Origin of the sequence: Maridesulfovibrio sp. (assembly GCF_963676065.1) — a bacterium.
GTDB lineage: Bacteria > Desulfobacterota > Desulfovibrionia > Desulfovibrionales > Desulfovibrionaceae > Maridesulfovibrio.
This window is the reverse complement of record NZ_OY780933.1, coordinates 1,147,161-1,161,027: the sequence shown is the minus strand read 5'-3', so window position 1 is coordinate 1,161,027 and position 13,867 is coordinate 1,147,161. Positions and strand designations below refer to the sequence as shown.

The following is a 13,867-nucleotide window of genomic DNA, read 5'->3' as shown; positions in this document are numbered from 1 at the left end:
CTTTCGGGAAGTTATTTACTTAGCATAACCCACCGAGCGCCGTTCGCGTATAACGGTCACGCGAATCTGCCCCGGATAAGTCATGTTGTTTTCAATCTTGGTGGCAATGTCCTTACAGAGCATATGGGTATTATCGTCAGATACTTTTTCAGCATCAACCATAACCCTGATTTCACGACCGGCCTGAATGGCGTAGGCCTTGGAAACGCCGTCAAAACCGGTGGCAACGTTTTCAAGCTCTTCAAGACGCTTAACGTAGTTTTCCAGCAGTTCCTTACGCGCTCCGGGACGGGCACCGGACAGTGAGTCCGCAGCCTGAACCAGAGTTGCCAGTACGGATTTGGGCGGAATATCTTCGTGGTGAGCCTGAATGGCATGGATAATCTCTTTGGATTCACCATGCTTCTTGGCCAGATCAGCACCGATAACCGCGTGGGGGCCTTCGATTTCGTGGTCAACGGCCTTACCTATATCATGCAGCAGACCGGCACGTTTTGCGATTTTTTCGTCCATGCCCAGTTCAGCCGCCATGATTCCACAGAGGAAAGCAACCTCAAGGGAATGCTGAAGCACGTTCTGAGAGAAACTGGTACGGTACTGCAATTGACCGATGAGTTTGACGATTTCGGGATGGATACCGTGTACGCCGACATCAAAGGTTGCCTGCTCACCTATCTCACGCAGTTTGACATCCATTTCCTGCTCAACCTTATTGACTATGTCTTCAATACGGGCGGGATGGATGCGACCATCGTGGATCAAACGCTCAAGAGCCTGCTTGGCGACTTCGCGGCGCAGCGGACTGTAAGCGGAAAGGACCACAGTTTCAGGTGTATCATCAATGATCAGGTCAACACCGGTCGCAGCTTCAAGAGCGCGGATGTTGCGGCCTTCACGTCCGATAATGCGACCCTTCATATCTTCGGAGGGCAGTGTCACCGCGGTAACTGTCTGTTCATTAACGTAGTCGCCGGAGTAACGCTGGATTGCAAGAGCCAGAATTTTACGGGCTTTGCGGGATCCCTCTTCCTTGGCTTCCATTTCGATGGAACGAACCATCTTGGCAGCTTCATGACGAGTACGGCTTTCTATTTCGGTCATGAGCTTTTCACGAGCTTCTTCTGCGGTCAGTCCGGAGACTTCCTGCAGTCTGCGTTCATGCTCATCTTTTCTTTTTTCAAGATCTTCGCGAAGACCTTCGAGCTTCTTTTCCTGCTTGATCATGCGCTTTTCAAGAGCCAAAACTTCGGACTCCTTACTTGCTACTTTCTCAAGTTTATTCTCAAGACGCTCTTCTTTTTCCTGGAGGCGTTCTTCCTGACGTTTCAGGCCGCGCTCCATTTCTTTATACTCATTCTCCTGCTCTTTTTTCAGAGCATATACTTCATCCTGACCCTGAAGCTTGATTTCCTTTTTCATCGCTTCAGCTTCTTTACGGGCTTCCTGAACAATCCGGTCAGCCAACCCCTGTGAATCAGCCAGACGCTTGGAATTCACGTACCTGTGCAAGGCGTATCCGCCTGCGGCACCAAGGGCGATTCCAAATAAAATTAGAAAAAAATCCCCAAACATGCCTTTCTCCTTTTATGTTGACAGATCACGATGGACCTGATTTGTCATTACCGATTTAAAATCTGTAAGATTATAACAATCTACAAAGGAAGAAAGAGAATATAAGCGGACTGGGTGAGATGATTTTTAAGCGGACAGGCAGAATAATTTGATAAAATAATCCCCTAAATTCATACCAATTCCGAATCCCCTAAAAGGGACCCCGGAGATGCCGTGTTGCCGTATACGTTAGAACCTAGTCTAACAGGTGGGCGCTGCCCCCGGAATTTCAGGCTTCCCGGCTATACCGGGCCTGCACACCACTCCGGTGAGGCTTGCTCCCTTACTTTTTATATTGGTTCAAAAGCTATAGGGCAATCACGCACTCCCCAGGGAAATTTTTATATCTTAAAAAGCGGCGCTAAGCACAGCTTATCACTTCTCTAACAGCGCGTTAATTTTCTCTTCCATTGTTTCTAGCTTGCGGCTGTGTTCAAGGTAGTCATCGGCTAAACTAAGTGCCAGACAGGTTAGCAATTTTTCCCTGCTGACATCCTTTCCACCCCGGACAAGCTCGCCGAATCTCTCTTCGAGCACATCCTTAGCGGCTTCAATTCTTTCTTTATCCGCATCCGTCTTAAATGAAATTTCAAGACCGAGAACGGGTATAGTATAACGGGGCATATTTATCCGGTGACCGTAATCCTCTAGAGTTTATATAAAACCAATCTTCTATATCAAGGAGACCGGAACTAAAACAACCTATTCGAGGGTACCTTCAACTTTATCAAGGAGAACCTCAATGCGACCACGGACTTCGTCCTTGCGCTTTTTCTCCTGTTCAAGTTCCTCTAGAAGAAAAGCATTTTCTTCTTCGAGTTGCTTGATCTTCTGCAGCATTTTATCGAAACGTTCTTCCAAATGAGCGATTATTTCCATAGTCCTAACCTAATACCTTATCTTTACAAAATCAAGACTTCTTAAAAGTCCGGGAAATATTGACCTGCTTGCCTCTGGCAACACCAAGATCACCATCTTTTACATTCTTAGTGATTGTGGAACCGGCTCCGATCAGCGCGCCGGCACCTATAGTAACCGGGGCCACCAAGGCTGTGTTACTACCGATAAATGCACCTTCACCGATGACGGTTTTATGTTTATTTACACCGTCATAGTTGCAGGTGATTGTACCGGCACCGATGTTGGTGCCTGCACCTATTTCACTATCACCGAGATATGTCAGATGGCTGGCCTTGGCTCCCTTGCCGAGTACAGCTTTTTTCACCTCAACAAAATTTCCAATCTTGGAACCTTCTTCCAATACAGCTCCAGGACGGAGGCGACCATAAGGGCCTACCATACAATCAGAACCAACATGCGCTTCTTCAAGATGACTATAAGCTTTGATCAAAGCACCGCTTTCTACGACACTGTCCACAATGCGCACGTGTGACTGAATAACTGCACCGCGTTTAATTACAGATTGACCGTAAATCTCGCAAGGTCCTGTAATTTCGACTCCCGGTTCAACTACTACACCGGGACCGACAACAACAGAATCCCAATTATGCAAAGTCACTCCGCTTTTGAGCAGCTGCTCAGCAGTTCGCAACTTAAGCGCAGTCTCAGCCTGAGCCAGTTCAAAGGGGCTGTTGATGCCCATCATGTCGATAGATTTTCCGACATTAACTGCGGTGACGTTCATGCCACATTCCACGGCAAGGTCAACAAGATCAGTAATATAATACTCACCGCTATTATTCTTGTTGCTCAACTTACTAAGCAGTCCATCGACAGAAGAAATCTTCAGACAATAAAGGCCTGCATTAACTTCGCCACTTACCGGGCCATGAACGGCCTCATCATAATCCTTGGCTTCAACAATAGCGACAACCTGACCGTCCTGTCCACGAATAACCCGGCCGAATGAAGCAGGGTCGTCAGGGGTTATACTCATAAAAGCGAGATCAGCTCCATCATTTTTAACGGACTCGAGAAAATCGCTTATTACCGACTCCTGAACAAGCGGGGTATCTCCGTTGATTACCAGACAGTATTCAACGCAGGCAGCTTTAATACGCTCCCATCCCATTTGCAGGGCATGTCCTGTCCCAAGTTGTTCTTCCTGAAGGACGAAGCGGTCTTTCATTTCTGGAAAAGCTTTTTCCACCTGTTCGGCAGCAAAACCGACTATGGTAAAAATGGACTCGCCAATAGACGGCCCTAAAGCCTTATATACATAATAGAGCATGGATTCGCCAAGCAAAGATTTTAGAACCTTAGGGCTATCCGAATGCATGCGGGTACCCTTTCCCCCAGCGAGAACAAGAGCGCAGGCAAATGAATTATTCATAATCAATTACTCTCCAATATTAATTGCTAGGCACTTGTTAGCAGGTTGCCGCACTTGAGTAAATGCGTAACAAAATTTTGCTGAATTTAATTTTCATAAAATTTCAGGTAGATAACTAAATCATTTAACAAAAAAAAGGAGCAGACTGTTAAAACAGTCTGCTCCCAGATAGCCATGGGGCTTTAGAGGCTGAAACTAAGCTCTAGTGAGTGGTAGTCCCGGCCTTTTGGGCCGCATCTTTACAGCTCAAACGTGCGAGCGCCCTCTGAAGAGCGGCCTGCGCGCGAGCAGATTCAATGCGATCCTGTGCTTTAGCCAAACGAGCCTTCGCTTTTTCCTGAGCTTTTTGAGCCCGAGCGATGTCGATCTCAACGGCCTTTTCAGCAACTTCGGCGAGAATGGTCACTTTATTGCTTCCTACTTCGGCAAAGCCGCCGGAAACAAAGATATAGTGAGTGCGGTTACCTTCTTTAAAGTAGAGGTTACCTACGCCGAGAGCCGAAAGAAAGGGTATGTGATTGGCCATAATACCAAACTCACCCTCAATCCCGGGAGCGCCGACATAGTCGACTTCCTGGGAAAGGACCTTGCGATCAGGAGTAACGATTTCCAAAAGGAGCTTACTAGCCATAATCGCGTCCTATGCTATTTGTTTTTCTCTTTTTCAATGGCTTCTTCGATTGCGCCAACCATATAGAAAGAGTTTTCAGCCATGTCATCGTATTCGCCGTCGAGGATTCCTCTGAAAGCCTTGATAGTATCTTCCAGCTTTACGTAAACGCCGGGAGTACCGGTGAAAACTTCAGCAACGTGGAAGGGCTGGGAGAGGAAACGCTGGATGCGGCGTGCACGTGCAACAGTCTGTTTATCTTCATCGGACAATTCATCCATACCGAGAATGGCGATGATGTCCTGAAGGTCTTTATATTTCTGCAGAACCATCTGAACTTCACGAGCAGTTGCGTAGTGTTCGGCACCAAGAATGTTGGGGTCGAGGATACGGGAGGTGGAGTCAAGAGGGTCAACCGCGGGGTAAATACCAAGCTCTGCAATCTGACGGGAAAGAACGAGAGTACCGTCAAGGTGAGAGAAGGTGGTTGCCGGTGCGGGGTCAGTCAAGTCATCCGCGGGGACGTAAACAGCCTGAACAGAGGTAATGGAACCTTTGTTAGTAGAAGTAATACGTTCCTGAAGTCCACCAAGGTCAGTACCGAGAGTAGGCTGGTAACCAACTGCGGAAGGCATACGACCGAGAAGTGCGGATACCTCAGAACCTGCCTGGGTGAAGCGGAAGATGTTATCAATAAAGAGAAGAACGTCTTCACCTTCAACGTCACGGAAGTACTCAGCGATGGTCAGAGCGGTCAGTGCAACACGAGCACGAGCCCCCGGAGGTTCGTTCATCTGTCCGTATACGAGAGCAGACTTCTCGAGAACGCCTGCGTCTTTCATTTCATGGTAGAGGTCGTTACCTTCACGGGTACGCTCACCAACACCTGCGAAGCAAGATTTACCACCGTGCTGTTTCGCAATGTTGTTAATCATTTCCATGAGAATAACGGTTTTACCAACACCAGCGCCGCCGAAGAGGCCCATCTTACCACCCTTGGGGAAGGGAACAAGAAGGTCAACAACCTTGATACCGGTTTCCAGCAGTTCAACACTTGTAGACTGCTCGGTAAATTCAGGTGCTGCACGGTGAATAGGCATATCTTTATCACAATCGATGGGACCCAGTTCATCAACAGGGCGACCAACGACGTTGAGAATACGACCGAGAACGCCGTCGCCAACGGGTACGGAGATAGCTTTACCTTCAGCTACAACGTCCATACCGCGAACGAGACCTTCGGTTGCGTCCATAGCGATGGTACGAACAACGTTGTCACCAAGGTGCTGTGCAACTTCACAAATAAGATCAGGTGCATCAGTGTTGTTCGGGTTATCAATCTGGACCGCAGTCAGAATGTTGGGCAATTGCCCTTCAGGAAATTCGACGTCAACAACCGCGCCGATAACCTGAACAATTTTACCTGTAACTTTACTCATCAGAGTAACCCCCTATATTATCCTTTCAGCGCTTCTGCGCCGCCGACAATGTCCATAAGATCCGCGGTAATAGCGGCCTGCCTGGTTTTGTTATAAAGCAAGGTCAGAGTTTCGGTCATATCGTCGCAAGCTCTGGATGCGTTATCCATAGCGGCCATACGAGCAGCGTGTTCACTGCAGGATGTGTCGAGCAGACCGCGATAAACCTGAACCTTTACAAAACGGGGCAGAAGCTCCGCGAGAAGGCCTTCAACAGAAGGTTCATAAATGTATTCGCTTGAGCTGCCTGCTTCGGCCTCTTCATCTGCTGCCTCGGAAGACATGGGCAGAATCTGAAGCTCGGTTGCAAGCTGGCTGGCAACGCTTACGAACTTTCCGAAGACAAGGTAAACTTCGTCAAGATCTTCCGCGAGGTAGGCGTCGATAACTTTGTTACCGATAGAAGCAGCCAGATTAAAGTCGAAAGAGCTCATGTCGTCATTGTAAGCTTCAATGATTTCGTGCTCAGTCTTTTTAACGGCGGCAGCGCCTTTTTTACCTACACAGTAGAACTTTACAGCTTTACCTTCAGCCTTCTTTTTAGCAGCCAGCTTAAGGGCTGCATTTATCATATTAGTATTAAAACTACCGCAAAGTCCGCGATCGGAAGTAGCGAGGACGATACCTACGCTTTTGATCTCTTCGTGAACTTCAAGCAGAGGGTGAACGGAGGAATCCGCACCAGCTGCGAGATCGCCGAGCATTTCATAGAATTTATCGGCATAGGGGCGGAAGCGCTCAATTCTATCCTGAGCACCACGCAGCTTCGCCGACGCAACCATGTTCATCGCTTTGGTGATCTGCTTAGTCTTTTTAATACTGACAATCTGGTTTTGGACATCCTTAAGAGAAGCCATCAGTACCTCCCAGGATTAAGCTGTGAAACCTTTATTAAACTCTTCAAGAGCGGCCTTCAGCTTGCCTTCGAGATCGTCGTCAAGAGCCGCTTTGGTCTTGATTCCTTCGAGGATTTCAGGTTTCGCATTTGCGATAAATTCCTGAAGATCATCTTCATATTTACGTACTGCGGAAACTGGGACTTCATCCATGTAGCCACGGGTACCGGCGTACAGGGAGACGACCTGCTGCATTACGTTCATGGGCTTGTACTGAGGCTGCTTAAGAAGCTCAACCATGCGGGCACCGCGATTCAGCTTCTGCTGGGTAGCCTTATCCAGATCGGAACCGAAAGCTGCGAAAGCTGCGAGTTCACGATACTGAGCAAGGTCAAGACGCAGAGTACCGGCAACCTGTTTCATGGCTTTAACCTGAGCGGCACCACCAACTCGTGATACGGACAGACCAACGTTAATCGCAGGACGGACACCGGAGTTGAAGAGGTTGGGCTCAAGGTAAACCTGACCGTCAGTAATGGAAATTACGTTGGTCGGAATATATGCGGATACGTCACCGGCCTGAGTTTCAATGATAGGCAGTGCGGTCAAAGAACCGGCGCCAAGGCTATCATTTACCTTGCAGGAACGCTCGAGGAGACGTGAGTGCAGGTAGAAAACGTCACCGGGATATGCTTCACGTCCCGGAGGGCGACGAAGCAGGAGAGACATCTGTCTGTAAGCAACAGCCTGTTTGGAAAGGTCATCATATGCGATGAGGGCGTGTTTACCACCGTCACGGTAGTACTCAGCCATGGTTGCACCTGTGTAAGCAGAAATAAACTGCAGAGGTGCAGGTTCAGAAGCTGTTGCAGAAACGATTGTGGTATATTCCATTGCACCGTGCTTACGCAGAATGTCAGCAACAAGAGCAACTGCTGCTTTTTTCTGACCGATAGCTACGTAGAAGCAGTGGATACCAGAATCTTTCTGAGCGAGAATTGCGTCAACACAAATAGCGGTTTTACCGACCTGACGGTCACCGATAACGAGTTCGCGCTGACCACGTCCGATAGGAGTCATCGCATCAATCGCTTTCAGACCTGTGTACATGGGTTCATGTACGGACTTACGTGCGATGATACCGGGAGCTTTAAGCTCAACGGGACGAGTTTCTTTTGATTCAATGGGTCCGAGACCATCGATAGGCTGACCGAGAGGGTTCACAACGCGACCCATAACAGCGTCACCGACAGGTACGGAGAAGAGCTTGCCGGTACGTTTTACCGGGTCACCCTCTTTGATGCCGGTATCGTCACCCAGGAGGGCAACACCGACGTTATCTTCTTCGAGGTTGAGAACCATGCCCATCAGGCCGCCGGGAAACTCGAGGAGTTCCATAGCCATTGCGTTCTCAACACCATGAACACGAGCAATACCGTCACCAACGTACAGAACGGTACCGGTTTCGCTCATCTCGACCTTAGACTCATAATTTTGAATCTGATCTTCAATGATTTTGCTGATTTCTTCCGCTTTAATCTGCATGGCCCTACACACCCCTTTTAATCTGTTCTTTCATCATTTGCAGCTGTGCGCGAATGCTTGCATCAAGAACTTTATCGCCAACCTGAAGAACAACACCTCCGAGGATGTCTTTATCCATTCCAAACTCAAGTTCGAGTTTGCTTTTCAGCTGTTCTTCAAGACGTGCTTTAATTTCTTTCTGACGCTTTACGGTCAGCTTGATTGCAGTCACCAGTTTGCCACGGACGACACCCTGAACGTTGTCCAGCATTCCTGCGTAGTCGCTTGCGATCTCAGGAATAACCGGCAGACGTCCTTTGTCGGCCAGAAGGCTGCAAAAGTTTTTTACCACAGGTCCTGCCGAGGTCTTCTCAAGCAACTTTCCAAGTACGGCTTTTTTTTCTTCCGCACTGAAAACAGGATTCTGGAAGAGCCTCAGGGCCTCCGGGGAATCTTCCAGTATCTGGGACAACTCGGTCAGTGCCTTACCGTACGCCGCAAGGTCTGCTTCTCCCTGCTTCTGGCCAACAGAGAACAGCGCCTTGGCGTATCTGCGTGAGACTATGTTCCCGGTCATTAGAGCACCACCTTTGTTAAGTATTCATCCACCAGAGTCTCGTGCTGAGCTTTGGTAAGCTTACTCTTAACGATCTTTTCTGCTGCAACAACGACCTGATCGGCCATTTCTGCGCGCATTTCGTCAAGCGCAATGTTTACTTCCTGCTCTGCGGAGACTTTGGCCTGAGCTTTGATCTGCTCGGCAGTCTGCTCGGCTTTCTGGATGATCGCCGCCTTCATGGCCTCGCCCTGAGTTCTGGCCTCGGAAAGGATGGAATCCTTCTCCTGTTCCAGATTAGCAATACTTGATTCGACGTCGCGGAGCTTTTTCTCTGCAGCTTCCTTGCGGGACTGCAAGTCGCTAAGCTCCTGCTTGATACCTGCCTGACGGCCTTTAAAGAGAGATGAGATTTTCTCACCTGCAAACTTGTAAAGGACCCCGAGGACGAGGATCAAGTTAAGTACACGCCAACCGAAGTTTGCCCAGGGAATCTCGTGCGCCCCTTCTCCACCGCTAGCATAGGCTGCGCCTGCTGCCAGCAGTATGGAAAGAGCGGTTGTTGCCATGATCATGTTTTTCCGCTTCAAGGCTAAACCCCCCTTCGATATTGATTAGGCCTAGCCAAGAACCTTGGCTGTAACCTTCTGAGCAAAAGCTTCAACTTCGCCACCAAGAACTTTCATCGCTGCACTCTTATCGGCTGCAACTTCCGCACGAGCTTCCTTCAAAGTTGCTGCTGCAACTTTTCCGGCCTCGGCGAGCAATGTCTGTTCCTGAGCGGCTCCCTGATCTTTGAAGTCGTTCCGGAGTTCCATTCCCTCTTTACGGGTAGAGTCCAGAGCAGCTTCGTAATCCTTAACCTTTGTTTCAGCCTGTGCGTTGAAATTTTCCACCTTGGAAAGCTGGTCGCTCATGAGCTCCGCGCGCCTTCTGATGATTTCACGAATAGGACGAAACATAATAAGGTTGAGAACAAGAAGGGTGATGATGAAGTTCGCTAACTGGATAAAAAAGCTAATATCTAAATCAATCATGCCTGCTCCCGAAAAGGTTGTGAATTTTTGTCCAAAGTCAGTTGCGGTGTAGCTAAATTTAAAGCTTGTGTCAAAGGGTTTTTGAAAATGAATCGGTTACTTTTCACCCGTTAACCCCCGTGGACACTGGCTTGTTATTTTTTTAACTAATTTCTTCTGTTTCTGTTTCAACTGCAGAAGAGGTGATAGAACTCATGGTCACACGACCTTCAAGAACAGCTCCTTCTTCTACTACAAGCGTGGGAGTCACCAGATTACCCTGCAGATTCGCGGTCTTGTGCAGGACGGCTTTTTCGGAAGCAAATACTTCACCGGTAACACACCCGCTGAGCACCAGCTGCCCGACCCGCAAAGCTCCTTCAACCTTGGCTTCACGGCCAACAACCAGAGTGCCTTCCGATTCAACTTCACCATTGAAATTGCCGTCGATACGTACAGCGCCCTGAAAATTCAGCTTGCCCTGATAATCGGTTCCGCTGCCTAAAAATGCATTTATTTCGTCTTTTGCCATTTTAATCTCCTTTTCCCCGGAGCCGGATTTTGAAAAACCAAACATGCGGCCTACCCCTGTTTAAATACGTAACGCCTCATGGAAACGTTAAGAACAAGTCCCACGAGGCACAAATTTACTACGGTGCCACTACCGCCGTAACTGATAAAAGGTAAAGGTATGCCTACTACCGGCATTAGACCGAGGACCATACCCATATTGATAAGGATTTGCCAGAAGAAATAAAAGAACACGCCTGCCGCAAGATAGCTGCCAAACAGGTCCTTTGCGTCTCTGGCTGTAGCCACCATCTGGTAGAGAAAAACACAGAAAAGGGACAGCAGAAACATGGCTCCTGCAAACCCCCACTCTTCCCCGAAAACCGCGATGGCGAAGTCAGTATGCTTTTCCGGTAGAAAACGCAGCTGGGACTGAGTTCCACCGAGAAAACCTTTACCCCAGACCCGTCCGGAGCCGATGGCTATTTCGGACTGGATAATATGATAACCGGCCCCAAGCGGATCACTGGCCGGATTCATGAAAGATACGATACGCCGCTTCTGGTAGTCATGCAGGAAAAACCAGCCCACAGGAATGAGGCATGGACCTAATACAGCCAGAGTTTTAAACAGTCTGGGAGTTAAGCCGCGATAGAGAATCATGCCGCCGAGTATGAGCAAAATATTCAGCCCGGAACCTAAATCAGGCTGAATGATAACCATACCAGCTGGAATCAACCCCACTCCGACCACGTAGGCCAATCTTTTTATATCCAGAGGCTCTCCGCTGCGGGAAAGGATCTTGGCCCCGATCACAAGGATTGTGATCTTCGCCATTTCACTGGGCTGGAAATTGAAAAAGCCAAGGTCGAGCCATCGCCGCGCACCGTAGATTGTTTTTCCGATAACAGGCACGCAGGCCAGCAGGATGACGGTAACCCAGAACAGAGGCCAGGCAATGGTGCGCAAATGACGATAATCAAAAAGCATAAAAGTGATCATACCGGCAAAACCCATCAATCCCCAGATGAGCTGTTTCTGATAGAATGAACTTACACTCATCCCCTCTTCCAGCCTGAACCCGCTTGCGGAATAAAGATTCAATACTCCTACAAAAAAAAGCATCGCCGCCAACCCCAGCAGGAACCAGTTCATATGGATAAGTAATCTGCGGTCAATGGGAGACATTACTTCTTTTCCTTTTTCTCTTTGAAAATATAATCGTAGATAGCCTTGACGACAGGACCGGCCCCGGAAGCTCCGTGCAGTCCATGCTCAACCATGCAAACCACCACATAACGCTTGTCGCCTTTTTCAGCAAAGCTGGCCATCCATGCGTGGTCCCTGTATTTGTAAGGGATATCCTTATCTTTCATATTTTTGAGTTCGTCGGTGAGCTTCACAACCTGAGCTGTCCCGGTCTTACCGCCGATAACCACACCTTTCATACGCAGCCTGCGCGCGGTCCCGTGAGGTTTATCGACAGTGGCGATCATGGCCTTGCGAATTATTTCACGTTGTGCGTCGGTGAGTGGAATCCGCCCCTGTTCTTCTGCCGGTTCACCGGCAAGAAGCTGAGGTCTGAGCAGTCTGCCGCCGTTGATGAGAGAAGCAATGGAACGGGCAACCTGCAAAGGCGTAACCAGGGTATAGCCCTGCCCGATAGCAAAGTTAAGATTCTCACCGGGATGCCATATTTCTCCGAACCTTTTGCGTTTCCACTTCCGGGTCGGAATCAGCCCGGATTTTTCATGCGGCAGGGAAATTCCGGTAGGCTTACCGTATCCGGCCGCGAAAGCATATTCGCTCATACGGTCAACGCCGAGCTTCTTGCCCAATTTGTAATAATAAACGTCACAGGATTCCACCAGCGACTTTTCAAGATTGGTATCTCCGTGACCGCCTCTTCTCCAGCAACGGAAGGTATACTTGCCCAGCTTGACAAATCCGGGACAAAAAATGGAATCCTCCGGAGTGACAACTCCGTAATGCAGGCCGGCCCCGGCCACAGTCATTTTAAAAACTGATCCCGGCGGATAAACGGACTGAATAACCCGGTTCTGCAAAGGAGTGCGCGGATCATCGCGCAAAGCAAGCCATTCCTTCTGGGAAAGCCCGTTGGTAAATGAGTTGTTATCGTAGGAAGGAGCACTCACAAAAGCCAGAATCTGCCCGTTATCCGGATTCATGACCACCACTGCCCCTGCTTTGCCTTCAAGCAATTTACCACCCAGTTCCTGAAGCTTCAGGTCAATGGACAGATCAATATCTTCTCCGGCAATGGGCGGAGTCAGAATGTGTTCCTTGAGTTTACGCCCGGTGGCGTCTACCTCATTCTGTCTGCGGCCTTTAATCCCTCTAAATCTCTTTTCAAGCACATATTCAAGCCCCTGCTTGCCTACAAAATCGCCCACGGCAAGACCCGGATCACCTTCAAGCTCTTTTTCGTCAACTTCGGCCACATAGCCGAGCACATGAGAGAGAAGCGGCCCTTGAAGATATTTACGTCTGGGGCGGACCACCACTTCCAGTCCCGGCCAGCGCAGCGAATTAGCTTCGATCACCGCCACCTGCTCAAAGCTTAGATTGGGGACAAGTATTAGCGGTTCAAAAGGCTTCACTCTACGCCGTGATTTCTTGAAAACTTCCTTGATCTTAGAAAGCTTCACACCGGTCCATTTGGAAATGGTTATAAGAGTGGCATCAAGATCTTTGCAGTCTTCACGGACAATACCGAGGGCATAAGCAGGTTCGTTGACCGCAAGCAGATTACCGTTCCGGTCCCGAATCAATCCGCGAGGAGCATAAAGATTATCCTGACGTAACTGGTTGTTACGGGCCTGCTCTGAAAAATATTCGCCCTTATGAATCTGGAGATACCAGAATCGCAGGGCAAAAATACAGAACAGGAGCAGGATGAGTCCCTGCAAAAGCAAAAGGCCGTTTTTGGGCGGCTGCTGTGTCTTGGATTCATACAGGCTCATGTTTAAACCTTTCCGGATAGATATATTTCAGCAGAAGCCATTCAGCAGGAAAAACTGCAGCCTGAAGGATTCCTTCCAAGATGTAACGATCAGGAATCCAGGCCATATCGGCGAGTAAGGACATCATTGCGGTCAACGCGGGATGCAGCACCCCGAGCCCGACCCCGCAAAGCAGGGCGAACATCATGGATTGCACATCAAAAAACATGGCTCCGCAACGATACAAAAAGAAAATTGAAGAATACCAGACAATGGAATAACCGAACGGAAGCCCGCCGATCCCATCCTGAATTAGAGACCAGATCAGGATAAGCCAGAAAACATGATATTTTTTTTCAAGCTGCACGCAAAGCAGCACACCCGGAGCTAAAAAGTCCACTCCGGGCACAAGCTTTTGCGCCCAGATTGCCGTAAAAGTGAAGCAAGCCCACCAGAAAGAGGAATACATG

15 protein-coding genes and 1 other RNA gene are annotated in these 13,867 nt (G+C 48.9%); all 16 read right to left on the bottom strand.

The window, feature by feature from the left end; genetic code table 11:
• Positions 1–15: 15 nt before the first annotated feature.
• Positions 16–1,572, bottom strand: a complete 1,557-nt coding sequence (gene rny, locus ACKU35_RS05205; protein ID WP_319763805.1) for a ribonuclease Y — start codon at positions 1,570–1,572, stop codon at positions 16–18.
• A 195-nt stretch (positions 1,573–1,767) separates the two neighbouring features.
• A non-coding RNA gene (ssrS, locus tag ACKU35_RS05200) (6S RNA) lies at positions 1,768–1,950 on the bottom strand.
• Between the two features lie 36 nt (positions 1,951–1,986).
• Positions 1,987–2,235 carry a cell division protein ZapA gene (locus ACKU35_RS05195; protein ID WP_319763803.1) on the bottom strand — a complete coding sequence of 83 codons (249 nt, stop codon included), beginning with the start codon at positions 2,233–2,235 and terminating at the stop codon, positions 1,987–1,989.
• Positions 2,236–2,313: 78 nt separating this feature from the next.
• The gene (locus ACKU35_RS05190) at positions 2,314–2,490 is read right to left on the bottom strand and encodes a hypothetical protein (protein ID WP_319763801.1); all 177 of its coding nucleotides are present in this window, start codon (positions 2,488–2,490) and stop codon (positions 2,314–2,316) included.
• 31 nt (positions 2,491–2,521) lie between these two features.
• On the bottom strand, positions 2,522–3,904 hold the full coding sequence (gene glmU / locus ACKU35_RS05185; protein ID WP_319763798.1) for a bifunctional UDP-N-acetylglucosamine diphosphorylase/glucosamine-1-phosphate N-acetyltransferase GlmU: 1,383 nt from the start codon (positions 3,902–3,904) through the stop codon (positions 2,522–2,524).
• Positions 3,905–4,106: 202 nt separating this feature from the next.
• Positions 4,107–4,535: a F0F1 ATP synthase subunit epsilon gene (locus ACKU35_RS05180; protein WP_163351068.1), complete on the bottom strand. Its 429-nt coding sequence runs from the start codon at positions 4,533–4,535 to the stop codon at positions 4,107–4,109.
• Positions 4,536–4,549: 14 nt separating this feature from the next.
• On the bottom strand, positions 4,550–5,953 hold the full coding sequence (gene atpD / locus ACKU35_RS05175; protein ID WP_319763795.1) for a F0F1 ATP synthase subunit beta: 1,404 nt from the start codon (positions 5,951–5,953) through the stop codon (positions 4,550–4,552).
• A gap of 17 nt (positions 5,954–5,970) precedes the next feature.
• A complete protein-coding gene (locus ACKU35_RS05170; protein ID WP_319763793.1) occupies positions 5,971–6,849 on the bottom strand; it encodes a F0F1 ATP synthase subunit gamma in 879 nt (292 codons plus the stop codon).
• 15 nt (positions 6,850–6,864) lie between these two features.
• A complete protein-coding gene (gene atpA / locus ACKU35_RS05165; protein WP_319763791.1) occupies positions 6,865–8,373 on the bottom strand; it encodes a F0F1 ATP synthase subunit alpha in 1,509 nt (502 codons plus the stop codon).
• A 4-nt stretch (positions 8,374–8,377) separates the two neighbouring features.
• The gene (locus ACKU35_RS05160; RefSeq protein ID WP_319763789.1) at positions 8,378–8,929 is read right to left on the bottom strand and encodes a F0F1 ATP synthase subunit delta; all 552 of its coding nucleotides are present in this window, start codon (positions 8,927–8,929) and stop codon (positions 8,378–8,380) included.
• On the bottom strand, positions 8,929–9,483 hold the full coding sequence (gene atpF, locus ACKU35_RS05155) for a F0F1 ATP synthase subunit B (protein WP_319765360.1): 555 nt from the start codon (positions 9,481–9,483) through the stop codon (positions 8,929–8,931). The genes ACKU35_RS05160 and atpF overlap by 1 nt, the downstream gene beginning before the upstream one ends.
• A 45-nt stretch (positions 9,484–9,528) precedes the next feature.
• A complete protein-coding gene (locus tag ACKU35_RS05150; protein ID WP_319763787.1) occupies positions 9,529–9,945 on the bottom strand; it encodes an ATP synthase F0 subunit B in 417 nt (138 codons plus the stop codon).
• Positions 9,946–10,087: 142 nt separating this feature from the next.
• The gene (locus ACKU35_RS05145) at positions 10,088–10,456 is read right to left on the bottom strand and encodes a polymer-forming cytoskeletal protein (RefSeq protein WP_319763785.1); all 369 of its coding nucleotides are present in this window, start codon (positions 10,454–10,456) and stop codon (positions 10,088–10,090) included.
• A 50-nt stretch (positions 10,457–10,506) separates the two neighbouring features.
• Positions 10,507–11,622 carry a rod shape-determining protein RodA gene (gene rodA, locus ACKU35_RS05140; RefSeq protein WP_319763783.1) on the bottom strand — a complete coding sequence of 372 codons (1,116 nt, stop codon included), beginning with the start codon at positions 11,620–11,622 and terminating at the stop codon, positions 10,507–10,509.
• Entirely contained in the window at positions 11,622–13,418 is a 1,797-nt protein-coding gene (gene mrdA, locus ACKU35_RS05135) for a penicillin-binding protein 2 (protein WP_319763782.1), read from the bottom strand. Before mrdA ends, rodA begins: the two co-directional genes overlap by 1 nt.
• Positions 13,405–13,866 carry a hypothetical protein gene (locus ACKU35_RS05130; RefSeq protein ID WP_319763781.1) on the bottom strand — a complete coding sequence of 154 codons (462 nt, stop codon included), beginning with the start codon at positions 13,864–13,866 and terminating at the stop codon, positions 13,405–13,407. Before ACKU35_RS05130 ends, mrdA begins: the two co-directional genes overlap by 14 nt.
• Between the last annotated feature and the right edge of the window lies 1 nt (position 13,867).